At 69.5% G+C, this 23,235-nt stretch carries 21 protein-coding genes and 1 pseudogene; 7 read left to right on the forward strand and 15 right to left on the reverse strand.

From position 1 onward, the window contains the following. Window positions 1–76: 76 nt before the first annotated feature. Complete coding sequence (locus tag ACIQNU_RS36920) at window positions 77–622, forward strand: DUF6114 domain-containing protein (protein ID WP_401374959.1); 546 nt, start codon at window positions 77–79, stop codon at window positions 620–622. After that, the gene (locus ACIQNU_RS36925; RefSeq protein WP_401374962.1) at window positions 612–1,973 is read left to right on the forward strand and encodes a hypothetical protein; all 1,362 of its coding nucleotides are present in this window, start codon (window positions 612–614) and stop codon (window positions 1,971–1,973) included. Before ACIQNU_RS36920 ends, ACIQNU_RS36925 begins: the two co-directional genes overlap by 11 nt. Window positions 1,974–2,119: 146 nt before the next feature. Here the strand turns inward: ACIQNU_RS36925 and pyk are convergent, their stop codons facing one another. From pyk to pta, 3 genes are all read right to left on the reverse strand, one after another. Continuing rightward, window positions 2,120–3,550: a pyruvate kinase gene (gene pyk / locus ACIQNU_RS36930; RefSeq protein ID WP_401374965.1), complete on the reverse strand. Its 1,431-nt coding sequence runs from the start codon at window positions 3,548–3,550 to the stop codon at window positions 2,120–2,122. A 153-nt stretch (window positions 3,551–3,703) separates the two neighbouring features. Then, the gene (locus ACIQNU_RS36935) at window positions 3,704–4,924 is read right to left on the reverse strand and encodes an acetate kinase (RefSeq protein ID WP_401374968.1); all 1,221 of its coding nucleotides are present in this window, start codon (window positions 4,922–4,924) and stop codon (window positions 3,704–3,706) included. A 55-nt stretch (window positions 4,925–4,979) separates the two neighbouring features. Continuing rightward, window positions 4,980–7,058, reverse strand: coding sequence for a phosphate acetyltransferase (pta, locus tag ACIQNU_RS36940; protein ID WP_401374970.1), 2,079 nt, complete (start codon window positions 7,056–7,058; stop codon window positions 4,980–4,982). A 250-nt stretch (window positions 7,059–7,308) separates the two neighbouring features. Here pta and ACIQNU_RS36945 point away from each other — a divergent pair, with 250 nt between their 5' ends. Continuing rightward, a complete protein-coding gene (locus tag ACIQNU_RS36945) occupies window positions 7,309–8,334 on the forward strand; it encodes a 6-phosphofructokinase (RefSeq protein ID WP_401374972.1) in 1,026 nt (341 codons plus the stop codon). A gap of 24 nt (window positions 8,335–8,358) precedes the next feature. On the opposite strand, the gene ACIQNU_RS36950 is transcribed toward ACIQNU_RS36945, so the two are convergent. From ACIQNU_RS36950 to ACIQNU_RS36975, 6 genes are all read right to left on the reverse strand, one after another. Further along, on the reverse strand, window positions 8,359–8,652 hold the full coding sequence (locus tag ACIQNU_RS36950) for a hypothetical protein (protein WP_401374975.1): 294 nt from the start codon (window positions 8,650–8,652) through the stop codon (window positions 8,359–8,361). Between the two features lie 141 nt (window positions 8,653–8,793). Next, window positions 8,794–9,624 (reverse strand): carbohydrate ABC transporter permease, encoded by an 831-nt coding sequence (locus ACIQNU_RS36955; RefSeq protein ID WP_401374977.1) that lies wholly within the window; start codon window positions 9,622–9,624, stop codon window positions 8,794–8,796. 4 nt (window positions 9,625–9,628) lie between these two features. Beyond that, window positions 9,629–10,480, reverse strand: coding sequence for a carbohydrate ABC transporter permease (locus tag ACIQNU_RS36960; protein WP_401375025.1), 852 nt, complete (start codon window positions 10,478–10,480; stop codon window positions 9,629–9,631). 74 nt (window positions 10,481–10,554) lie between these two features. Beyond that, window positions 10,555–11,919: an extracellular solute-binding protein gene (locus ACIQNU_RS36965; RefSeq protein ID WP_401374980.1), complete on the reverse strand. Its 1,365-nt coding sequence runs from the start codon at window positions 11,917–11,919 to the stop codon at window positions 10,555–10,557. Window positions 11,920–12,080: 161 nt separating this feature from the next. Continuing rightward, window positions 12,081–12,767: a response regulator gene (locus ACIQNU_RS36970; RefSeq protein WP_401374982.1), complete on the reverse strand. Its 687-nt coding sequence runs from the start codon at window positions 12,765–12,767 to the stop codon at window positions 12,081–12,083. Continuing rightward, window positions 12,764–14,689 (reverse strand): ATP-binding protein, encoded by a 1,926-nt coding sequence (locus ACIQNU_RS36975; protein WP_401374984.1) that lies wholly within the window; start codon window positions 14,687–14,689, stop codon window positions 12,764–12,766. Before ACIQNU_RS36975 ends, ACIQNU_RS36970 begins: the two co-directional genes overlap by 4 nt. Window positions 14,690–14,882: 193 nt before the next feature. On the opposite strand from ACIQNU_RS36975, the gene ACIQNU_RS36980 reads away from it, so the two are divergent. Next, window positions 14,883–16,301 carry a cation:dicarboxylate symporter family transporter gene (locus tag ACIQNU_RS36980; protein ID WP_401374987.1) on the forward strand — a complete coding sequence of 473 codons (1,419 nt, stop codon included), beginning with the start codon at window positions 14,883–14,885 and terminating at the stop codon, window positions 16,299–16,301. Window positions 16,302–16,443: 142 nt separating this feature from the next. Here ACIQNU_RS36980 and ACIQNU_RS36985 read toward each other — a convergent pair whose 3' ends face one another. Further along, entirely contained in the window at window positions 16,444–17,904 is a 1,461-nt protein-coding gene (locus ACIQNU_RS36985) for a glycoside hydrolase family 16 protein (RefSeq protein ID WP_401374989.1), read from the reverse strand. A gap of 291 nt (window positions 17,905–18,195) precedes the next feature. Between ACIQNU_RS36985 and ACIQNU_RS36990 the strand changes: the two genes are divergently transcribed. Further along, window positions 18,196–19,119, forward strand: coding sequence for an NAD(P)-dependent oxidoreductase (locus ACIQNU_RS36990; RefSeq protein ID WP_401374992.1), 924 nt, complete (start codon window positions 18,196–18,198; stop codon window positions 19,117–19,119). 8 nt (window positions 19,120–19,127) lie between these two features. On the opposite strand, the gene ACIQNU_RS36995 is transcribed toward ACIQNU_RS36990, so the two are convergent. The 4 genes from ACIQNU_RS36995 to ACIQNU_RS37010 form a co-directional block, all read right to left on the reverse strand. Continuing rightward, window positions 19,128–19,628: a hypothetical protein gene (locus ACIQNU_RS36995; protein ID WP_401374995.1), complete on the reverse strand. Its 501-nt coding sequence runs from the start codon at window positions 19,626–19,628 to the stop codon at window positions 19,128–19,130. Then, on the reverse strand, window positions 19,625–19,804 hold the full coding sequence (locus ACIQNU_RS37000) for a hypothetical protein (RefSeq protein WP_401374997.1): 180 nt from the start codon (window positions 19,802–19,804) through the stop codon (window positions 19,625–19,627). The genes ACIQNU_RS36995 and ACIQNU_RS37000 overlap by 4 nt, the downstream gene beginning before the upstream one ends. After that, window positions 19,801–20,220, reverse strand: coding sequence for a hypothetical protein (locus ACIQNU_RS37005; RefSeq protein ID WP_401374999.1), 420 nt, complete (start codon window positions 20,218–20,220; stop codon window positions 19,801–19,803). Before ACIQNU_RS37005 ends, ACIQNU_RS37000 begins: the two co-directional genes overlap by 4 nt. Window positions 20,221–20,344: 124 nt before the next feature. Beyond that, entirely contained in the window at window positions 20,345–21,541 is a 1,197-nt protein-coding gene (locus ACIQNU_RS37010) for a helix-turn-helix domain-containing protein (RefSeq protein ID WP_401375002.1), read from the reverse strand. A 232-nt stretch (window positions 21,542–21,773) separates the two neighbouring features. Between ACIQNU_RS37010 and ACIQNU_RS37015 the strand changes: the two genes are divergently transcribed. Both ACIQNU_RS37015 and ACIQNU_RS37020 read left to right on the forward strand, forming a co-directional pair. Continuing rightward, window positions 21,774–22,310, forward strand: a complete 537-nt coding sequence (locus tag ACIQNU_RS37015) for a flavoprotein (protein WP_401375005.1) — start codon at window positions 21,774–21,776, stop codon at window positions 22,308–22,310. Between the two features lie 47 nt (window positions 22,311–22,357). Beyond that, complete coding sequence (locus tag ACIQNU_RS37020) at window positions 22,358–22,579, forward strand: 4a-hydroxytetrahydrobiopterin dehydratase (protein WP_401375028.1); 222 nt, start codon at window positions 22,358–22,360, stop codon at window positions 22,577–22,579. Window positions 22,580–22,620: 41 nt separating this feature from the next. Here ACIQNU_RS37020 and ACIQNU_RS37025 read toward each other — a convergent pair. After that, a pseudogene (locus ACIQNU_RS37025) lies at window positions 22,621–23,235 on the reverse strand (XRE family transcriptional regulator); the annotation flags it as partial.

Raw genomic sequence — 23,235 nt, forward strand, 5'->3', positions numbered from 1 at the left:
GTCACTTCCCGGGCCGTCCCCGTGCCCGTATCCGCTCGATCAAAGAACCAACGCCATACCCGAGGAGCTGTACGACATGAGCGCCGAAGCGCACGCAGGGCCCGGCGTCAGGCTCGCCCGGATGCGCCGATCGTTCCGAGGGTGGCGCGGCCAGCGCCCATTCTGGGGTGGTCTGCTGACGCTGCTGGGCGGCATTCCCATCATGTACTTCCCGTACGCGAATCTCACGCTCGGCACCTTGACGATCCGCATGGGGACGCCGACCGGTGCCGGGTCGCTGATCATCGGTGTGCTGCTGATCGTGCTCGGCCTGACGATGTGGTACCAGAAGCACTCGCGGATCTTCGCGGGTGTCGCCGCCATCCTGCTCGCCCTGGTCTCCCTGGTCGTGTCCAACTTCGGTGGCTTCGTCATAGGTTTCCTGCTCGCCCTGATCGGCGGTGCCCTCAGCGTCTCCTGGGTTCCCGGCAGTGAGAAGGCGCCGGAGCCGGACATGAAGCGCACCGGCGGCGACCCGGAGCCCGCGACCGCCGGGGCCGTGAACGGGCCGGGCGGCGAGTCCACCGATCTGTCAGGAACGAGCCCGGACGACGGGACGAACGGGAGGCACCGTGCCGGCTGACGAGGTGCACCACGGGACGGACGCGGGAGGTGAGCCCCGGGTCAGAACCGGACCGCGGCACGCAGCACCCAAGAAACCGCTCCTGACCCGGCTGCACGTCCCCGCGGGCAAGGCGATAGCCATCGCCGCGATGCCGACCGCGGTCCTCATGGGAATGGGCCTCACCCCCACACTGGCCTCGGCCAAACCACTGCCCAAGAACCCGTTCCAGGACGGCCCGTGCGTCACGGCGCCCGACGAGGCGGGCAAGACGGACGACAAGCAGGACGAGAAGGACGACACCGGCAAGGACGGGACCGGTAAGGACGACAGCGGTACGGACGACAGCGGCAAGGGCGGGGCCACGCCCACGCCTTCGCCGTCCTCGGGCGCCCCGTCGGACGGTGCGTCGGGCGGTTCGCCGGACCCGGATTCAGGTTCCGGTTCCGACGGGAAGACCAGCCCCGCGCCCAAGCCGTCCGACCCTGCCGACTCCGGTACCAAGGACCCCGCGCCCAGCCCCACGCCGTCCAAGACGAAGAACCCGCTCGACCCGCTGGGGCTCGGCGACGCCCTCAAGGACCTGCTCTCACCGGGGGACAAGGAGTCGGCGACCCCGACCCCGTCGGCCACCGCGCCCGCCAAGAACGACCCGAAGGACGAGCCGAAGGACGACCCGAAGGGCGACGGGACCGGCCTCGACAAGGTGACGGACCCGGTCAAGGACACGGTCGACAAGGTCACCGGCGCCGTGAAGGACGCCACCGACAAGGCCGAGGACAAGGCCAAGGACGGCGCCGGGGACGCGGCGGACGAGGTCAAGGAGTCGGCGACACCGACGCCTTCACCGAGCGCGTCCGACCCGATGGCACCGGACGAGAACGGCAAGAAGCCGTTCCCCTGTGTCGTCGAGGAGAAGGTCGCGGGCGACGCCGAGCGGCCCCCGGCCACCATCCCGAACCAGCCGTGGAACCTGGAAGCCAGCTCACTGCTGCTCAAGGGCCTCGACTACGCGGGCGTCGTGAATCTGACGATGCCCAACGGACAGACCAAGCAGGCGCTGAAGTTCACGGCGGACGACGGCGTCGACATCGGCGACCTGCACCAGATCGTGGACGGCCCCGGCGGCCGGAAGTACCACGTGGAGGCCGCCAAAGGGTCCACGTCCACGATCCGCAACGGCCGTGTGACGATGTACACGGAGCGCCTCGAAGGCAACCTCTTCGGGCTGATCCCGATCGTGTTCGACCCCGAGCACCCGCCGCCGCTCAACATCCCGATCGCGTACTTCACCAAGGTCAAGATCGTTCAGGCCGGCCAGTTCGGCGGAGATCTGACCATTCCGGGACTGCACCAGTCGATCTCCGGCTGACGCGCGGAACCGGCCCCAAGAACCCATCCGGGAGCCGCACAACACGGAGGGCGTCCCCTGTCGCAGGGGGCGCCCTCCGTGCCGTACACGCAAAGGATCCGGCCGTACGCGCAAAGGATCCGGGGGACCGGTCGGTCCCTCGCCGGTCAGGCGCGCTCGCCGCCGCCCAGGTGGTGGACGCGGACCATGTTCGTGGTGCCGGCGACGCCGGGAGGCGAACCGGCGGTCATCACCACGGTGTCGCCCTCGTTGAAGCGGTTCAGCTTGACCAGTTCGGCGTCGACCACCTCGACCATCGCGTCGGTGTTGTCGACGTGCGGGACGACATACGCGTCCACGCCCCAGCTCAGCGTCAGCTGGTTGCGGGTCGACTCGTCGGTGGTGAAGGCGACGATCGGCTGGGCCGCGCGGTAACGGGAAAGGCGGCGGGCCGTGTCACCGGACTGCGTGAAGGCGACCAGCGCCTTGCCGTCCAGGAAGTCCGCGATCTCACAGGCCGCGCGGGCCACCGAACCGCCCTGCGTCCGCGGCTTCTTGCCGGGCACCAGCGGCTGGAGGCCCTTGGAGAGCAGTTCGCCCTCGGCCGCGACGACGATCTTCGACATCGTCTTGACCGTCTCGATCGGATACGCGCCGACCGACGACTCGGCGGACAGCATGACCGCGTCCGCGCCGTCCAGGATGGCGTTGGCGACGTCGGACGCCTCGGCGCGCGTGGGACGGGAGTTGGTGATCATCGACTCCATCATCTGGGTCGCCACGATCACCGGCTTGGCGTTGCGGCGGCACAGCTCGATGAGCCGCTTCTGCACCATCGGGACCTTTTCGAGGGGGTACTCGACGGCCAGGTCACCGCGGGCCACCATCACGCCGTCGAACGCCATGACGACGTGCTCCATGTTCGCCACCGCCTGCGGCTTCTCCACCTTGGCGATGACGGGGACCCGGCGGCCCTCCTCGTCCATGATCTTGTGGACGTCCTTGACGTCGTCGGCGTCCCGGACGAAGGAGAGCGCGACCAGGTCGCAGCCCATGCGCAGCGCGAACCGCAGATCGTCGATGTCCTTCTCGGACAGCGCGGGCACATTGACCGCCGCGCCGGGCAGGTTGATGCCCTTGTGGTCGGAGATGACACCGCCCTCGATGACGATCGTCCGGACCCGGGTGCCGTCGACGGACGTGACCTTCAGCTCGACGTTGCCGTCGTTGATGAGGACCGCGTCGCCCTTCTGGACGTCGCCCGGCAGACCCTTGTAGGTGGTGCCGCAGATCGACTTGTCGCCCGGGACGTCCTCGGTGGTGATGACGAACTCGTCACCGCGCTCCAGCTCGACAGGGCCCTCGGCGAAGGTCTCCAGGCGGATCTTGGGTCCCTGGAGGTCGGCGAGCACACCGACGGGCCTGCCCGTGTCGGCGGAGGCCTTGCGGACGCGCTCGTACCGCGCCTTGTGCTCCTCGTGGGATCCGTGGCTCATATTGAAACGGGCCACATTCATCCCGGCCTCGATGAGCGTTTTCAACTGCTCGTACGAGTCGACGGCGGGGCCCAGCGTGCAGACGATTTTGGAACGGCGCATGGGGCGGATCCTATCGGTTTGTTTCGCTACGGAATATTCCGTCTGGCGGAAGATACAAATGGGCGGGATGGTGCTCAGTCGAGAGCGTGTGCGACTCGGGTATGACTCGATATGACTCGGATTTCTGCGGTGCTCATCGGATTTATACGGCGCTCAGGGGTGTACGAGGGCGTAGGTCTGCGTGGCGATCTCCAGTTCCTCGTCGGTCGGCACGACGGCGACGGCGACCCGGGCGCCCGGAGGCGAGATCAGCCGCTCCCCGCCGTCCCGTACGGCGTTGAGCCCGCCGTCGACCACCAGGCCCAGCTCCTCCAGGCCCGCGACGGCAGCTTCCCGTACCGGCGCCGCGTTCTCACCGACACCCGCCGTGAACACCACGGCGTCCACCCGGCCGAGCACCGCGTAATAGGCGCCGATGTACTTCTTCAAGCGGTGCACATAGATGTCGAAGGCGAGCCGTGCGGCCCGGTCGCCCTCGTCGATACGGCGGCGGATCTCCCGCATGTCGTTGTCGCCGCAGAGCCCGACCAGACCGCTCCGCTTGTTCAGCAGGTCGTCGATCTCGTCGGTCGCCATCCCCGCGACCCGCACCAGATGGAAGACGACCGCCGGGTCGACGTCCCCGGACCGCGTCCCCATCACCAGACCCTCCAAGGGCGTCAGCCCCATCGAGGTGTCCACACAGACCCCGCCGCGCACCGCCGATGCCGACGCGCCGTTGCCCAGGTGCAGCACGATCACATTGACCTCGGACGGCTCCTTGCCGAGGAGCGCGGCCGTGCGGCGCGAGACATACGCGTGCGAGGTGCCGTGGAAGCCGTAGCGGCGGATGCGGTGGGCGTCGGCGGTCTCCACGTCGATCGCGTACCGGGCCGCCGACTCCGGCATCGTCGTATGGAACGCGGTGTCGAACACGGCGACCTGCGGCAGATCCGGGCGCAGCGCCCGCGCGGTGCGGATGCCGGTGAGGTTCGCCGGGTTGTGCAGCGGCGCCACCGGGATCAGCCGCTCGATCTCGGCGAGCACCGCGTCGTCCACGACCGTCGGCTCGGTGAACAGCCGGCCGCCGTGCACCACCCGGTGGCCGATCGCCGCCAGCTCCGGCGAGTCCAGGCCGAGCCCGTCCGCCGCCAGCTCGTCGGCGACCGCCTTCAGCGCCGCGTCGTGATCGCCGATCGGCCCGGTCCGCTCCCGCCGCTCACCGCCGCCGCCCGTGAACGGCGTGTGCACCAGACGTGAGGTCTGCTCGCCGATGCGCTCGACCAGACCGGCCGCGAGCCGTGAGCTGTCGCTCATGTCGAGGAGCTGGTACTTCAGCGACGAGGAGCCGGAGTTGAGGACGAGGACGCGGTGCGCCACGCGGTGCTCGGTCACGGGTGGGATGCCTTCTGGTGATGGGGCGGGAGGGGTACGGGGCCGCACGGGCCGGTCAGTCGTCGGAGGGGGTCTGGGCCTGGATCGCCGTGATGGCGACGGTGGTGACGATGTCCTGGACGAGCGCGCCGCGCGAGAGGTCGTTGACCGGTTTGCGCAGCCCCTGGAGCACGGGCCCGACGGCGGTCGCGCCCGCCGACCGCTGCACGGCCTTGTACGTGTTGTTGCCGGTGTTCAGGTCCGGGAAGATCAGCACGCTCGCCTGCCCCGCGACCTTCGAGCCCGGCAGCTTGGTCGCCGCGACCGACGGTTCCACGGCCGCGTCGTACTGGATCGGGCCCTCGATCAGCAGATCCGGACGGCGCGTGCGCACCAGCTCGGTCGCCTCGCGGACCTTGTCGACGTCCGCGCCGGAGCCCGAGGTGCCCGTCGAGTACGACAGCATCGCGATCCGGGGCTCGACGCCGAACCGTTCGGCGGTCGCGGCCGACTGGATGGCGATGTCGGCGAGTTGTTCCGCGTCCGGGTCCGGGTTCACGGCGCAGTCGCCGTACGCGAGGACCTTGTCGGCGAGGCACATGAAGAACACGGACGACACGATGGAGGCGTCCGGCTTTGTCTTGATGATCTCGAACGCCGGGCGGATCGTGGCGGCCGTGGAGTGCACCGAGCCCGAGACCATGCCGTCGGCCAGGCCCTCCTGGACCATCAGGGTGCCGAAGTAGTTCACGTCCGCGACCACGTCGTAGGCGAGTTCGACGGTCACGCCCCGGTGCGCCCGCAACTGCGCGTACCGCGCGGCGAAACGGTCCCGCAGCTCGGAGGTCTGCGGGTCGATGAGCTGGGCGTCCGCGAGGTCGGCCCCCAGGTCGGCGGCCTTCTTGCGGATCTGCTCGACATCCCCGAGGAGCGTCAGATCGCACACCCCGCGCCGCAGCAGGACGTCGGCGGCGCGCAGCACCCGCTCCTCGGTGCCCTCGGGGAGCACCACCCGGCGCCGGTCGGAGCGGGCCTGCTCAAGGAGCTTGTGTTCGAACATCATCGGTGTGACCCGGGTACTGCTCGGCGCCGACACCCGTTTCAGCAGCGCCGCCGTGTCGACGTACCGCTCGAACAGGCCGAGCGCCGTCTCCGCCTTGCGCGGGGTCGCGGCGCTCAACTTGCCCTCCAGGCCGAAGAGTTCGGCGGCGGTCGGGAAGCTGGTCCCGGCGACGGACACCACCGGTGTGCCGGGGGCGAGCCGGGCGGCGAGCGTGAGGATCTCCGGGCTCGGCCGCTCACCGAGGGTGAGCAGCACGCCGGCTATCGGCGGGGTTCCCGCGCTGTGCGCGGCGAGCGAGCCCACCACGAGGTCGGCGCGGTCGCCGGGGGTCACGACGAGACAGCCCGGGGTCAGGGCGTTCAGGAAGTTCGGGAGCATCGCGCCGCCGAACACGAAGTCGAGCGCGTCGCGCGCGAGACCCGAGTCGTCGCCGAGGAGTACGTCGCCGTCGAGCGCGTGGGTGATCTGGGCGACGGTCGGCGCGGCGAGCGCGGGCTCGTCGGGCAGCACCCAGCAGGGCACCGGGAGCCGGGACTCAAGGCGCTCGTGGATCTCCTCGCGGTCCTCGGGGGCGACCCGGTTGACGATCAGCGCCAGGACGTCGCACCCCAGGACCTCGTACGCGCGGTACGCGTTGCGGGCCTCGGCGCGTACGGACTCGGCGTGCTGGCCCCGGCCGCCGACGACCGCGAGGACGGAGGCGCCGAACTCGTTGGCGAGACGGGCGTTCAGCGCCAGCTCGTCGGGGAGCTGGGTCGCCGCGAAGTCGGTGCCGAGGACGAGGACGACCTCGTAGTCGCGGGCCACCCGGTGGAAGCGGTCCACCAGCGTGGAGACCAGCTCGTCGGTGCCGCGCTCGGCCTGGAGCGCGGAGGCCTCGTGGTAGTCGAGGCCGTACACGGTCGACGCGTCCTGCGAGAGCCGGTAGCGGGCGCGCAGCAGATCGAAGAGGCGGTCGGGTCCGTCGTGGACGAGGGGCCGGAAAACCCCGACCCGGTCGACCTGGCGGGTCAGCAGCTCCATGACCCCCAGTTCGGCGACCTGACGGCCGTCGCCCCGGTCGATCCCGGTCACGTACACGCTCCGCGTCACGCGTGCTCTCCGTTTCGTAGCTGGTGTTCGTAGCTGGTGGGTTCCCGTACGTGGGTATTCGCCTGTGTGTATTCGTATGCGTGTTCCCATATGGCCTCTGTCGGGCCCTCTTGACAATACCTGCGCGTATCGTTTAAACGCCCGCCGAACAACGGGGGGCCGTCAGGGGACGGAATCGGCGACGGCCGGGGCGCCGTGAAACAATCGGACCGGCTCATCGGGACCAGCAGCGAGCAGGAGACACAGCACGATGCGTATCGGAGTTCTCACCGCAGGCGGCGACTGTCCGGGCCTGAACGCAGTGATCCGGTCGGTCGTGCACCGCGCCGTCACGCACTACGGCGACGACGTCATCGGCTTCGAGGACGGGTACGCGGGTCTCCTCGACGGCCGCTACCGCACCCTCGACCTGAACGCCGTCAGCGGCATCCTCGCCCGTGGCGGCACCATCCTCGGCTCGTCCCGCCTGGAGCGCGACCGGTTCCGCGCGGCCTGCGAGAACGTCGTCCACCTCGCCGGCGAGATCGGCTTCGACGTCCTCATCCCGATCGGCGGCGAAGGCACCCTGACCGCGGCCCGGATGCTCGCCGACGCGGGCCTGCCGGTGGTCGGCGTCCCCAAGACCATCGACAACGACATCTCGTCCACCGACCGCACCTTCGGCTTCGACACCGCCGTCGGCGTCGCCACCGAGGCGATGGACCGGCTCAAGACCACCGCCGAATCGCACCAGCGCGTGATGGTCGTCGAGGTCATGGGGCGGCACGCGGGCTGGATCGCGATGGAGTCCGGGATGGCCGCGGGCGCCCACGGCATCTGCCTGCCCGAGCGGCCCTTCGACCCGGCCGACCTGGTCGAGATGGTCCAGGAGCGGTTCGCGCGGGGCAAGAAGTTCGCGGTGATCTGCGTCGCCGAGGGCGCCCACCCGGTCGAGGGCAGCATGGACTACCGGAAGGGCGAGATCGACCAGTTCGGCCACGAGCGCTTCCAGGGCATCGGCACCGCACTCGCCTTCGAACTCCAGGAGCGCCTCGGCAAGGAGGCCAAGCCGGTCATCCTCGGCCACGTCCAGCGCGGCGGAACGCCCACCGCGTACGACCGTGTCCTCGCCACCCGCTTCGGCTGGCACGCCGTCGAGGCCGCCCACAGGGGCGACCACGGCAAGATGACCGCCCTGCGCGGCACCGACATCACGATGGTCCCCCTCGCCGAGGCCACCACGGAACTGAAGACGGTCCCGAAGGACCGGATGGACGAGGCCGAGTCCGTCTTCTGAGCGGACCCCGGGCGTGACGCGTACTCAGGGCTGGGACACGGGCTTCGCCTCGGAGTCGTGGACCAGTTCGGCGAGCTGGACGAGGAAGCCGTACGTCGCCAGGCGCCCATGGAGGCGGAGGAAGTAGGACCGGTCGCCGCACTGGAAGATCTCCCGGCGGCGCACCTTGCCGAGGCCCAGCTCGAACGTGTTCACCGCCTGACGGAGCGCCGCCGCCGCCTCTTCCGGGCCGCCCTCCAGCTCCACGACCGTACGCGCGTCGCGGTTGGCCTCCGCGACGCCGTCAACAGGGACGGCCAGCACTATCCAACGGGACATTCTCGATCGGTTCCCTCCCCTTGGGCGCCGCCGACGGCGGTGCTCACGAGGCCAGTGTGTCAGGCGGTCGGCCGCCGGGCCTGAGCCGCCGACCGGTCTGCCGGTCCGCCCGCCGATTCCTACAAGGAGTTGGGCCCGGGGTCAGCCCTTCACCGCTCCCCCCAGAGCGAACCCCCCGCCCAACCGTCGCGCTATCACGACGTACAGCAGCACCACCGGCGTCGAGTACAGGATCGAGAAGGCGGCGAGTTGGCCGTACGCCACTTGGCCGTAGTTGCCGAAGAGGGTGAAGATCGAGACCGAGGCGGGGAGTTGGTCGGGGGTGAGCAGCAGCATGAAGGGGACGAAGAAGTTGCCCCACATCATGATGAAGCTGTAGATCGTGACGACCGTCAGACCCGGGCCCATCAGCGGCAGCACCACCCGTAGCAGCGTCTGGAGCGAGGACGCGCCGTCCGTCCACGCGGCCTCCTCCAGGACCAGCGGAACGCCGTCCATGAAGTTCTTCATCAGCCAGATGGCGAACGGGAGTTGGGACGTGGCGAGGAACAGCGCCGTGCCGTACATCGTGTCGATCAGATTGACCTGTACGAACAGCCCGTACACCGGGACCATCACGGCCGTGATCGGCAGGCAGGTCGAGAAGAGGATCGTCAGGAGGTACGGGCGGGTCACGCGGGAGCGGTAGCGCGACAGCGGATACGCGGCCAGCGCGGCGCACACCACCGTGAGCAGCGTCGCGCCCCCGCACAGCAGCAGACTGTTCAGCATCGGCGTGAAGGTGATCTCGTCCGTCAGGACCGCCGAGAAGTTGTCGAAGGTCGCCGACTTCGGCACCCTCACCCGCAGATCGGCGTCGGGCGCCACCGACGACAGCAGCAGCCACATCAGCGGCAGCGCGAACGACACGGCGGCCACAAGGAGCGCGGCGTCCACCGCCAACCGCTGACGGGTCTTGCGGCGCAGAGCCACCGCGTCACACCTCCGCTCGGGCGAGCCGCAGATACACGACCGAGAACAGCGCCCCGACCAGCAGAAGCAGCAGCGCGACCGCCGTGCCGTAGCCGATGAGGCTCTTGTTGAACGCCTGGTCGTACATGAACACGGGCAGCGTCGTAGACCGGTCCCCGGGCCCGCCCCGCGTCATCGCCCAGATCAGCCCGAACACCGACAGTGTTTGAAGTGTGTTGAGCATCAGATTGGTGCCGATGGACCGACGGATCATCGGCAGCGTCACATGGATCACCTTGCGCACACCGTTCGCCCCGTCGACCTCGGCGGCCTCCGTGATCTCCTTCGGGATCTCCGAGAGCGCCGCCGAGTAGATCAGCATCGAGAACGCCGTACCGCGCCACACGTTCGCGAACGACACCGCCAGGATCGGCAGCGTGAACAGCCAGTTCTGGGACGGGAGATGGAGCCAGTCGAGGACCGCGTTGAGTGTGCCCTCGCGGCGGAAGAACGCGTACAGGAGGAAGGCCGCGACGATCTCCGGGAGCACCCACGCGGCGATCACCAGCGCCCCCGTCAGCGTCCGCACCGGCTTCGACGCGCGCCGCATCAGCCCGGCGAGCGCGAGCCCGAGCGTGTTCTGCCCGACGATCGACGACAGCACCGTGAACACCAGCGTCAGCCACACCGCGTTACGGAACTTCGGGTCCGAGAACGCCCGCCGGAAGTTCTCGAAGCCCACGAAGTCCGCCGACGACGAGCCGGTGAGCTGCATGTTCGTGAACGCGATGTACGCGCAGTACGCGATCGGCCCGGCCAGGAACAGCACCAGGAGCACGGTCGCCGGGGCGAGCGGCAGCCAGCGGAGGGGGCGCAGCCGGCCGCCGCGCGCCCCTCGTACCTCGCGGGGCCGGCGGCCGGGCTTCACCTCGCGCACCGTGGGAGCCACCGTCACGGTTTCGCCACCACGGCGCCCTCGGTGATGTCCTTCACCTGCCCGTCGTACGCGCCCGCCGCCTTCGCCGCGTCCGCGTCCCCGGTCGTCACCGCCTCCATCGCCTCGCCGATCGCCGTCGACACCTGCGGGTACACCGGCAGCGCGGGACGGTAGTGCGTGTACTGGACGAGACCGGTGAAGAATTCGATGCCCGGCATCGACTTCAGATACGACGGGTCCGCCGCGACATCCTTACGGACCGCGATCTGCGCCCCTACGACGTCCCAGCGGGTCGCGTTCTCCTTCGTCTGCATCGTCTTGATGAAGTCGAACGCGAGATCCGGATTTCCTGCCTTCTGCGGAATGGCCCAGGTCCAGCCGCCCGACATGGACACCTTTCCGGGAGCCTGGCCGTTCTGTGTCGGCATCGGCGCCTGCGCCAGATCCGTCTTCCACTCGGGCCACGCGGTCGTTCCCTTGCCCGTCCAGAACTGGCCCATCCAGGAACCGTCCAGCGAAATCGCGAGCTTTTCCTCGGGGAACCACTCATTCGCGACCGTCGTACCGACATTCGGGTCGAGCGAGTCCGACACATCGGGACCGAGTTTCTCGCCGAACACGGTCTCCACGAAGCCGAGCGCGTCCTTGAACCCCTGGCTGCCCGTCACCCACTTCTTCGCCGACGGGTCGTACAGCGGGTCGTCGCCCGTGCCGTACAGCAGCATCTCGAAGCCCTGCATCACGGCCGCCTCACCGGGAGCCTTGCCGGTGTAGACGTTCAGCGGGATGGCGCCCGGCACCTTCTTCTTGATGGTGCGGGCGGCCTCCAAGATCTCGTCCCAGTTCTTCGGCGCCCAGTCCTCGGGCAGCCCGGCCTTCTGGAAGATCTTCTTGTTGAACCAGAGTCCCCGCGTGTCCGTACCGTCGGGAACCCCGTACGTCTTGCCGTCCTCGGCCTTCGCCGCCGCCTTCGCGGTGTCGACGAACTGGTCCCAGGTGTCCCACTTCGCGAGATATTCGTCGAGCGGGCGCAAATAGCCGGCCTTGATGTCGGAGTTGATGCGGAACGTGTCCTCGTAGACCAGATCGGGAGCGGTCTTCGGGGAGCGCATCATTTGCTGCGCCTTGGTCGCGTAATCGTTGTCCGGCGCCTGGATCGGGACGAGTTCGACCTTCTTGCCGGGGTGTTCCTTCTCGAACTGCTTCTTCATGTCCTGCAAGTACTCGTCCTTGAAACGGACCTTGTTGTCCGTACTCCTGTTGTACGCGACCTTGATGGTGTCGGCGTCGCTTCCGGACCCGCTTCCGCAGGCGGTCAGCGACAGGGTGGACGCCGCGAGGACGGCGGCGAGAAGCAATGGGGCGGCGGTGGGGCGCACGGGCACGACCTCCTACGAGCCTTCGTTGGCTGCCCGGTGAACCTAGGGCGGCCGTCAAGGCAAGGTCAATGGTCGTGCATCGTCCCAAGTGGAGACCGTGACAACGTTGTTGTCGCGGACGCCGCACCGCCATTGGTCGCACCACTGGCGGTGACGCACCGTCAACTGCCGTGCAACCACCGGTAATGCAGCTCGGGGCGGCCCACTTGCCCGTACTGGGGGCTGCGGTTCGCGCGGCCCGTGGTGACCAGATGCTCCAGATAGCGGCGGGCGGTGATCCGGGAGATCCCCACCGACTCGGCCGCCGCCGCCGCGGTCAGACCGCCGGCCGCCGAGCGCAGGGTGCGGATCACGCGGTCCAGGGTCGGGGCGCTCAGGCCCTTGGGCAGCTCGGCGGGCGAGGGTGCCCGCAGGGTGGCGAGCGCGCGGTCCACCTCGTCCTGACCGCTGGCCTCGCCCGCCGTCGTACGGAACTCGGAGTACCGGACGAGACGGTCGCGGAGGGTCGCGAAGGTGAACGGTTTCAGGACGTACTGGACGACGCCGAGCGAGACGCCCTCGCGGACCACCGCCAGGTCGCGGGCCGAGGTCACCGCGATCACGTCGGCGTGGTGGCCGGCGGCGCGGAGGGAGCGGGCCAGGGCCAGGCCGTGGCCGTCCGGGAGGTGGAGGTCGAGGAGGAGGAGGTCGATCGGTACGCGGTCGAGGGTGCGGCGGGCTTCGGCGGCGGTGTGGGCTTTGCCCACGGCCTTGAAGCCGGGGACTCTCTGGACGTACATCATGTGGGCGTCGGCGGCTACGGGGTCGTCTTCTACTACGAGGACCCGGATGTCCTGGGGCGCCGTCATGCCTGGGTCTCCCTTTCCGGGCTGGACGAGTCTTTCGGCTGAACCGGCACCTTGGGTTGTGCCCACCCGTTCCGCCGTGCGGAACGCCTGCCCACAACGGGTTGGGGGGGAGTTTCGGCGCCGGCAGGGCGCCTGCCCACAACGGGTTGGGGGGGAGTTTCGGCGCCGGCAGGGCGCCTGCCCACAACGGGTTGGGGGGGAGTTTCGGCGCCGGCGGGGCGTCTGTGCGCGGCGGGTTCGGTGGGCGTTTCGGGGGCGGGGGGACGGGTGTGGGGTGTGCCCGCGGCGGGTTCGCGGAGAGCTTCGGCGTCGGGGGCGTCGGTTCTGGGGCCCAACGGTAGTTCTGCCGTGAATTCCGCGCCTCCGCCCTCCCCCGACTCTCTCACCGTCAGAGTGCCCCCGTTCCTGGTGATGGTCTGGCGGACCAGGGCCAGGCCCAGGCCGCGGCCCGCCGGGCCCGACGGCTTCGTGGACCAGCCGCGTTCGAACATGGCTTCCGTGTGGGCCGGGTCCACGCCCTCGCCGGTGTCGGCGACGCGCAGCAGCAGGCCGTCGTCGTCGGCGCGGGCGGTGACCGTGACCGTGGCGTGCGGGGTGCCCTGGGCGGCATCCATGGCGTTGTCGATGAGGTTGCCGAGGACGGTGACCAGGTCGCGGGCGGGGAGTGAGGCCGGCAGGAGACCGTCGTCCATGCGGCTGTCGGGGGAGACGACGAGTTCCACGCCCCGCTCGTTGGCCTGGGCGGCCTTGCCGAGGAGGAGGGCCGCGAGGACCGGTTCGCCGACGGCCGCGACGACCTGGTCCGTGAGGGCCTGGGCGAGTTCGAGTTCGGCGGTGGCGAAGTCGACGGCCTCGTCCGCGCGGCCCAGCTCGATGAGGGACACGACGGTGTGCAGCCGGTTCGCGGCCTCGTGCGCCTGGGAGCGCAGGGCCTGCGTGAAGCCGCGCTCCGAGTCCAGCTCACCCGTCAGGGACTGAAGCTCCGTGTGGTCACGCAGGGTGACGACGGTGCCGCGCTGCTCGCCGCTGGACACGGGCGAGGTGTTCACGACGAGGACCCGCTCGGCGGTGAGATGCAGTTCGTCCACGCGCGGCTCGGCCGACAGCAGCGCCCCGGTGAGCGGCGGCGGCAGCCCGAGATCGGCGACCGAGCGGCCGACCAGGTCGCCGGAGAGCCCGAGCAGTACCCGCCCGCCGTCGTTGACCAGCGCGATCCTGCGCTGACCGTCGAGCATCAGCAGCCCCTCGCGCACCGCGTGCAACGCGGCCTCGTGATAGTCGTGCATCCGGCTCAGCTCGGTCGCGTTCATGCCATGGGTGGACCGCCGCAGCCGGGCGTTGATCACATACGTACCGATACCGCCGAGCACCAGGGCGCCCGCCGCGACCCCGACCAGCGCGACCACCTGACCCCGTACCTGCGCGCTGATCTCGTCGATGGTGATCCCGGCGCTGACCAGGCCGACGATCCTGCCGTTGTCGTCGATCGGCGTGACCACACGGACCGAGGGGCCGAGCGTCCCGGTGTAGGTCTCGGCGAAGGTCTTGCCGCGCAGGGCGGGCCCGGTGTGCCCGAGGAACCGCGCGCCGATCTGGTCCGGATCGGGGTGCGTCCAGCGGATGCCCTGCGGATTCATGATCGTGACGAAGTCCACGCCGGTGTCCCGCTGCACCTGGGACGCGTACGGCTGAAGCGTCCGCGTCGGATCGCTGGAGCGGATCGACTCCCGTACCGAAGGCGAGTCGGCGACCGCGCGGGCCGCGGCCTCGGCCTGGCGCCGGGCCGCCTGCTGGGCCTGGTGCCCATCGCTGATGTAGGTGAAGAGCGCGCAGCCCGCGACCACGAAAGCGACCAGGACGGCCTGCATCGCGAAGAGCTGGCCGGCCAGGCTGCGGGGGCGTGGCACACGGAAAAGGCGCATGAACTCAGTCTGCATCCTCGTATAAGCGTGAACTAAATGAACGTAAGGGTGACCGCTCTCACAGCCTGGGAGATATTCACCGGGATCCGCCCGCCAGGACGTGAGCCGCACGCACTGCGCGTACTTCCGCGAGGTAGCCCCCCACCGCTCTTCGCGACCCTCGCGAGGTCATCGCAGAACTTCGCGCACGCCGATGAAGTCGTCAAGGAGGCACCCCGTGGCCGAAACACAGGTGGCACCCGCCGCCAAACGGGACCGGACCCACTATCTCTACATCTCCGTCATCGTCGCCGTCATCCTCGGTATCGGCGTCGGATTCGCCGCGCCGGACTTCGCCAAGGAGCTGAAGCCGATCGGGACCGGCTTCGTGGCCCTGATCAAGATGATGATTTCCCCCATCATCTTCTGCACGATCGTCCTGGGTGTCGGCTCGGTCAGGAAGGCCGCCAAGATCGGCAAGGTCGGTGGCCTCGCCCTCGGCTACTTCCTCTCGATGTCGTTCGTGGCGCTCGCCATCGGCCTCGTCGTCGGAAACATCCTGCACCCCGGCGACGGCATGCACCTGACCGAGGCCGTCAAGGGCGTCGGTCACACCGCCGCCGAGGGCGCCAGCGAAGGCCCCGTCGACTTCCTGCTCGGCATCATCCCGACCACGCTGGTCTCCGCCTTCACCATGGGCGAAGTCCTCCAGACGCTGCTCGTCGCGCTGCTCGTCGGCTTCGCGCTCCAGGCCATGGGCCGCTCCGGTGAGCCGGTGCTGCGCGGCATCGAGCACATCCAGAAGCTGGTCTTCCGCGTCCTCGGCATGATCATGTGGGCCGCGCCGGTCGGCGCGTTCGGCGCGATGGCCGCCGTGATCGGCGAGACCGGCGTGGACGCCCTCAAGGCGCTCGCCACGATCATGATCGGGTTCTACGTCACCTGTGTGCTGTTCATCGTGATCGTCCTCGGCACCCTGCTCCGCCTGGTCGCCAAGGTCAATCTGCTGCACCTGCTGAAGTACCTGGGCCGTGAGTTCCTGCTGATCCTCTCCACCTCGTCGTCGGAGTCCGCGCTGCCGCGGCTCATCGCGAAGATGGAGCACCTGGGGGTCAGCCGCCCGGTCGTCGGTATCACCGTGCCGACCGGTTACTCGTTCAACCTCGACGGCACCATGATCTATCTGACGATGGCGTCGCTGTTCATCGCCGACGCGATGGACCAGCCGATGGGCATCGGCCAGCAGATCGGTCTGCTGCTGTTCATGATGATCGCGTCGAAGGGCGCGGCGGGTGTCTCGGGCTCCGGTATCGCCGTCCTGGCGAGCGGGCTCCAGTCCCACAAGCCCGCCCTGGTCGACGGCGTCGGCCTGATCATCGGTATCGACCGCTTCATGAGCGAGGCACGCGCCCTCACCAACTTCGCGGGCAACGCGGTGGCCACCCTGCTGATCGGCGTCTGGACCAAGGAGGTCGACCGCGAGCGGGTCGACAAGGTCCTCGCGGGCAAGCTGCCGTTCGACGAGCGGACCCTCCTGGACGAGGCGCCCGCATCCGACTACCCGGGCACGGCGCCCGGCGACGACGTGCCGGAGCAGCGGCACGACGGCGAGAAGGAGCCGGTGAAGGCGTAGGCCCCCCGGCCCGGGGGTCCCCCCACCCCTGACGCCGTCACCGCTCGACGTTTCGGGCCGGACCCCCGCGGGAGGGGGTCCGGCCCGAAACACATGGGGGTCGGCTGAAGTTCCCTGGCCCTGACTCAGCCAGGGGCGCGTCTCAGCTGAACGGGATGGTGACCTGGGACTGATTGCCGGTGCCGAGGGTGCTGCTGCCGTTGCCGATGGCGTTCCACACCTCGACCCGGACCTTGCCGTTGCTCATGTTCCCGAGGGAACCGGTCGCCGACTTGAGCCCCTTGGCCTGCGTGTAGTGCTCGTAGCCCGGGACGGGGTCGGTGGCGAAGTAGTTGTACGTCTCCGTCCGGTCCCAGCTCCCGTCACCGGTCAGGTCGTAACTCACTCTGGCCTGTTGGGCGTTGGCGATGGTCGAACCGGCGTCCACGAACAGGTCGAACGCCGTCGACCCGCCGGTGTACGTACCGCTGACGCCGGTCGCCGTGAAGGTCTGCGGATTGTTGGGGGCGCCGTCGAAGTTCCCGCCGCCCGCCGATGCGAGGGTCACGGTGGACGCGGAGCCCGCGGCGCCGAGGCCGCCGCCGGAGAGCAGGTTGCGGGTCGCGGAGCCGGGCGGATCGGTGGGGTTGCCGCCGCCTCCGCCCTTGGTCGACACGGCCACGTAGTCGACGAGCATCGGGCGGCCCGAGACGGTCGCGGCGGTCGGGGTCGGTCCGCCGAGCGCGTCGGGGAAGGCGCCGCCCATGGCGACGTTCAGCAGGATGAAGTACCCGGCGTGGCTGGTCATGTTGGCCCACGAGGTGGCGTCCATGCTGTTCTCGGAGACGCTGTGGAACTGCTGTCCGTCCACGTACCAGCGCAGTTGGTTCGGGCTGACCGAGCGGTCCCACTCGAAGCGGTACGTGTGGAAAGCGGACTGGCAGCTCGCGCCGGGGCAGGTGCGGCTGGCGCCGATGCCGGTGGTCTCGTTGCACGGGCCGCCGGGGTTCACGCCGCAATGGAGCACGCCCCACACGGAGTTGATGCCGTTGACGTTCTCCATGATGTCGAACTCGCCGATGGCGGGCCAGTTCCAGTAGTTGCCCCGGTAGGGCTGGCCGAGCGCCCAGAAGGCCGGCCAGTAGCCGAGCGCCTGGTCGCCGGTGACGTTGGGCATCTGGATGCGGCCCTCGATGGCGAGGGTGCCGCCGGCCGGGGCCTTGAAGTCGGCGCGCTTGGTCTCGATACGGGCCGATGTCCAGTTGCCGGCGCCGTCCTTGAGCGGGGTGATCTTGAGGTTGCCGCTGCCGTCGAGGCTGAGGTTGTTGGTGGAGTTCGTGTAGTTCTGGATCTCGCCGGTGCCCCAGTTGCCGGGGCCGCCCGGGTAGCCGTGGCCGGTGTCGATCTGCCAGTTCGCGGACGACGGGAGGGTGCCGGCCGAGCCGTTGAAGTCGTCGCTCCACTGGACGGTCCAGCCGGGCCCTGGCGGAGGTACGGCGCCTTCGGCCGGGCCGCCGTACATCAGCGCGGCGAGGGAGAGGACGGCGGCGAGGGCGGTGGCGAGGATCGCGCGGGGGGTGGCGCGTCTTGGGTGGGGGGAGTGCGGGGGAGCGGTCGTGTTCATGGAACACCTCCGGAGGGGGGCTCTTGGCATCTTTGAGAGCATCTTTGAGAGCGCTCTCAGATTTTGTAGATGAAGCAACGAGGGCGGTCAATGGCTGTGCATCGTCAACTTCTCGAAGGCGGAGGGGAGTTGATACGGGGATGCCCCTGGGCTCCTTACTTACCTTCTGGTGGGTACCTGACCAAATAGTCGGTACTTGTTGGATGGTGAGGTACGGACGACGATCGGGGGACGCCTTCCGGTCGGCTCGGTCCATTCGGTCGACCGGACGAAACAAAGGAACTGGTTCTTATGTCCACTGTTGTTGTTGACCCTGCTGATGCTCTGAAGACGCCGGTCACTGTGCTCGGGTTGGGTGCGATGGGGCGGGCGCTCGCGGGCGCCTTCCTGCGGGCGGGGCACCCGACGACGGTGTGGAACCGTTCGCCCGGCCGGGACGGCGAGTTGGTGGCGGCAGGCGCGCGTACCGCGGCGAGCCCGGCGGACGCCGTACGGGCGGGCGAGCTGATCGTCGTCTGCGTCGTCGACTACGACGGCGTGCAGGCGATCCTCGACCAGGCGGCCGACGCGCTGCCCGGCGGCGGCCGGGTCCTGGTCAACCTCACATCGGACAGCCCGGAACGGGCACGGGAGGCGGCGGACTGGGCGGCCAAGCGGGACATCGCCTATCTGGACGGCGCCATCATGGTGCCGGTCCCGGTGATCGGACGGCCCGAGGCGCTGGTCTTCTACAGCGGCGCGGGGGAGGTTTTCGAGCGGTACGAGGGTGTGCTCGGGGCGCTGGGCGGGCGGTCGGCGTACGTGGGGGCCGACGCGGGGAAGGCCGCGGTGTACGACTTCGCGCTGCTCGACTACTTCTACGGGAGCATGGCCGGGCTCGTCCACGCGTTCGCGCTGGCGGCGGCGGACGGGGTGTCGGCGACGGAGCTGGCGCCGTACCTCGGCACGATCACGGGGATCATGCCGGGGATCGCGGCCGGGTCGGCGCGGGACATCGACGCGGGGGAGTATCCCGGCGACGGGGCGAACCTGGCGATGATGGCGGCGGCGGTGGACCACTTGGTGGAGGCGTCGGAGCGGCGGGGCTTGGACGCGGGGACGCTTCGCTCGATCCAGGCGGTGGCTGCGCGGGCGATCGCGGAGGGGCGGGGCGGCGAAAGCTGGGCCACGACGGTGGAGTCCCTCCGCGAGGGCCGACCTCAGACCGGGTCCTGACGCACGGGTCAGAAGGGGCTCCCGTTCCACATGCAGGCCCCGGTGTGGAGGAAGCCTCGGTGCGGGGAGCTGTATCCCATCCAGACGAGGGGTACGAAGGTGCCGGCCTGTAGCTCCTGCTGGGTGAGGGGGTCGTGGCAGGAGGCGCAGATGGGCTGGCTCTTGTGGGCGGCGGTGCGGGCTCGTAGGAGTGCGGTTTGTTGTGGGGTGGCGGTGGGGCAGAGGGGGTCTCCGGTGAGGGCGGCGTCTTCGCAGGGCTCGCAGGAGGTCCAGTGGAGGTAGAGGTCTCGGTATGTACTGACGACGGCGGTTCGGATCGGGTAGCAGGGCTGGCAGGAATACGGTGCCCAGCCGATGCCCGCCCGGAGGTTGATGCCGGTGGTGGGTGGGAGTGTGTCGGCGCACCATACGCAGGCGGCGCCGGAGTTCTGTTGGTCGGTGAGTTGGCGCATGTGGGGGATTTCGAAGAATTGGAGGTCGGTGAGGTTCTGGTCTTCGGTGGCGGTCATCGGCGGGTCTCCCTGAGGGTGCGGCGCAGGGCGGTGCCGGGTGCGCACTTCCGCTGGTCGGTATTGCACTGGGTGCAGGTGACGGTGTGTTCGATCAGATTTCTGTACGCAACGGCGGCGTCGGGGAGCATTACGGTGCGGCCGTCTTCGGTGAGGGTGAACAGGCTCCGGGTCATACCCGTGTCCCTACGGCGATGGTGTCGGACCCGGCGAGCTTGGCCATCGCGCGCAGCACAATGGCGAGGCGGCGGTCGCCCAGTGACTCCAGGTTCCAGAAGGTGATGTTGCGGGGGAAGCGGACCGCGACGATGAGGGCGAGGAACGCCTTGTCCGATGACGTGAGCCCAGGCGCCCGGCTGTACCGGGCTTCGAACGCCAACCAGTCGCACGAGACTGAACCACCGTCGTGTTCGGCGACGAGAATCCGCCGCACACACTCCCGCGCCAGTAACTCGTCCTCTTCAATGAGCGCGGCCAAGGCGAACCGTTCACAAGGGGGTTGATCCCGCACCCACGCCATGAGTCGATCGCTCAGCAGCGGGGTGGTCTCGCTGGCGTCGTTTGGTTTGGTGGTGGCCTTGGTGGGGGTCATGTGCGGCTGCTCCAGGGTCCTTGGGGCGGCACCGGCCCCTCTGCCCAGGGGTGTTGAGGGTGGGCGCCGTTCACAGCCCAGGGACGAGCCGTCCCAGTTTGCGGATCAGGTAGGACACAGCGCCCTACCTGAGCAGGCCGAGTCGGTCGGACAGGCCCACCACCGGGGCGTCGCGGCGGGGCGCTCGTTCGCGCAGGGCGTTGACCAGGCGGCGGGATGTGGAGTGGTATCGCATCCACTCGGGGGCGTCGTCCTCGGCGAGCAGCAGGGCGTGCGCGGCGGCATCGTCCTTGCCGAGTTCGGCGTACGCCTGGGCGCGGTCGACCTGGACCCTGGCCCGCCAGGTCGGCGGCAGGGAACCGAGATCGGGGATCGAGCGGAACGCGCGTACGGCCCTGTCGGGCTGTTCCATCTCCACCAGGAAGTTGACCCGGGCCACGCCCGCGTTGGTGGGTCCGAACGGGGTGGCGTACACGGAAAGATCCTCGCCCATGGTCTCGGCGGCGCCCTGGGCCTGCCGCAGCAGGTCGGTCACGGTGTCGTGCTTCTCCTGGCGTACGGCGGCGGTGGCGGCGCGGAGCAGCAGGACGCCCCACAGGGCGAGATCCCGCGACGGGGAACGGAAGCCCGGTTCGATGGTGTCGGCATGGCCGAGGGCGATCCGTTCGGCGTCCGCCAGACGCCCCTGCTTCGTGAACACCCAGGACAGGGTGGAGACGGCGAGGGTTTCGAGGCGGGGGTCGTCGCCTTGCCGGATCGAGGCCAGGGAACGTTCCATCGCCGTGTACGCGGCGTCTTCCTTGCCGAGTGCGGTGAGGGTGGTCGCGGCGACCTGGTAGGCGACGGCGAGGACCGAGTGGGCGGCGGCTGCCTCGGCGCCGGTGCCGGCGTGGGCGGCGGCGCGGGCGTCCCTGATGAGCTGGGGCAGGAGCGCACCGATTTCGCCGAGGCGTCCCTCGCGGCGGATGGTCTCCGTCGAGCGGAGGGAAGCCTGTAGCGCGGCGATGGTCGGGGGTTCCTCCGGGTCTGTGTCGCCGCCGAGGAGGTCGGCCACGGGTGACACGGCCTCGCGCAGCGCCCGTACGGAGGGGAGACCGTCGTCCGGCGCGGTGGGGGTTTCGAAGGTGGTCGGTTGGCCTACGAGATGGCTGGGCTCGGTGTCCAGGGCCGTGGCGAGGGCGTTGAGGGTGGCGAGCCTGGCTGTCGTCCTCCGCCCCTGCTCCAGCTTCCGTACGGTGTCCACGGACACTCCGGCCCGCTCGGCCAAGCCCTCCTGCGTCATCCCTCGGCGCAGACGCAACTCCGCGATCCGCTCACCCATACCGAACACAAGTGACCCCCACCAGAAGGCTGTACCCCTCACGGTACGCCCGGCCGCCCGGCGGGGCGTACCGCGCCGGAACGGGGCGAGGACAGCCCACGGTGGCGATGTCGTGCACGAACGGAAGCCCCGCACGGGAGAGTTGGGTGCCGCGGCGGCGAAGCCAGGTCGCGCCTGCAAGGCAGATCTCGCTTTGGCCGAGGATGGTTTCGGGCGTGGTCGGATAGGCGGCATGTCGAGGACTGTGTACCTGTTCGGAAGTGCGGCCCCTCCTGTGCTGGCGATCGACCGGGCCGTCGAGCAACTGCAACGGCGCGGGTGGGATGTGTGTCTGGGGTTGACGCCCGCTGCCGCGGACTGGCTGGGGGAGCGGATCGGGGAGTTGGCGGCGCTGACCGGTCATCCGGTGCGGTCGGCGTACAAGCGTCCCGGTGCGGCGGATGTGTGGCCGCGCGCGGACGTGATCCTCTTCGCCCCGGCGACCTTCAACTCGCTCAACGCGTGGGCCCTCGGTCTGACCGACCGTTTCGTGGTGGGTGTCGTGGCGGAGGCTGTCGGCAAGGGCATTCCCACGGTGGCGATGCCCTGCGTGAACGCCGCGTACGCGCAGCACACGCAACTCGACGAGAGCGTGGCCCGGCTGCGTGCGATGCGGGTCGAGGTGCTGTACGGCGGGGAAGGCTTCGTGCCGAATCAGCCGGGCGAGCCACGCGCGTACCCGTGGGACCTGGCGTTCGACGCCATCGAGCAGGCGACAGACAGAACATGACGAACGGTCGGCAAGGTCGGTAAGGGAGGTCCACGGACGGCCGGAAGATCGAACGGTCGTATGCGATCGAGCATGTTCCCGGTGCCGCGTTCGTCGTGCACATCGCGGCGATCCAGGACGACCTCGGACACCACTCGGACACCACGCTCAGCTACCGGGGCGTGCACGTCTCGATCAGCAGCAGCGACCTTGGCGGGTACGTGGCAGAGCACGACATCGAACTGGCCCGACGCATCGAGGCGGCGGCCGGCGGGCACGGAGCACGGTAAGGCCACCTGACCCCGGACAAACCGAAAAGCCCCAGTCCCCGTCAGGCGGGTGCTGGGGCCCTTTCGATTTCGGTGAGTAGCATCCGCAGCGTCAGTGAGTGTTTCTCCGGCGGGAGTCGGTCGAGTGCGGTCCGCGCGTATCGTGCGCCGCCCGCCTGGTCGCCTGCGCGCGCCATCATCAGGCCCCGGTGGAGTTCCAGGTGGGTGGCGAACCTGGGCAGGGTGGCGGGCAGTTCGCGGGCCGCCGCGTCCTGCGCCTCGATTGCGTCGTGTTCCTTGCCGAGGCGGGCCAGGAGCAGGGACAGGAGTACGTTCTGGCGCCAGTACGGGACGGCGTAGTCCGAGTCCTGCTCGTGTGATCCGGCCTGGTCGTGGATGCGGCGTCCTTCGTCGGCGAGGGCGAGGGCGGTACGGGGGTTGCCGCGCAGGGCGGCCACATGGGCGGCGCCCATCACGGCGTTGAGGCGGCCGAGCGACGGCCGGTCATCGATCTGCAACGCCTCGCGGCCGAGCCGGTCCGCCACCGGCAGTGCGGCACCCTCGTAGCCGAGGGCGATGGCGGCGCGGCCCCGTACCCATACACGGGTGTCGATGTCGCCGGACCGGTCGGCGGCCTCGGCGGCCATCCGGTACCAGCGCACCGCCTTCGACCCGTC

Origin of the sequence: Streptomyces sp. NPDC091292 (assembly GCF_044757265.1) — a bacterium.
GTDB lineage: Bacteria > Actinomycetota > Actinomycetes > Streptomycetales > Streptomycetaceae > Streptomyces.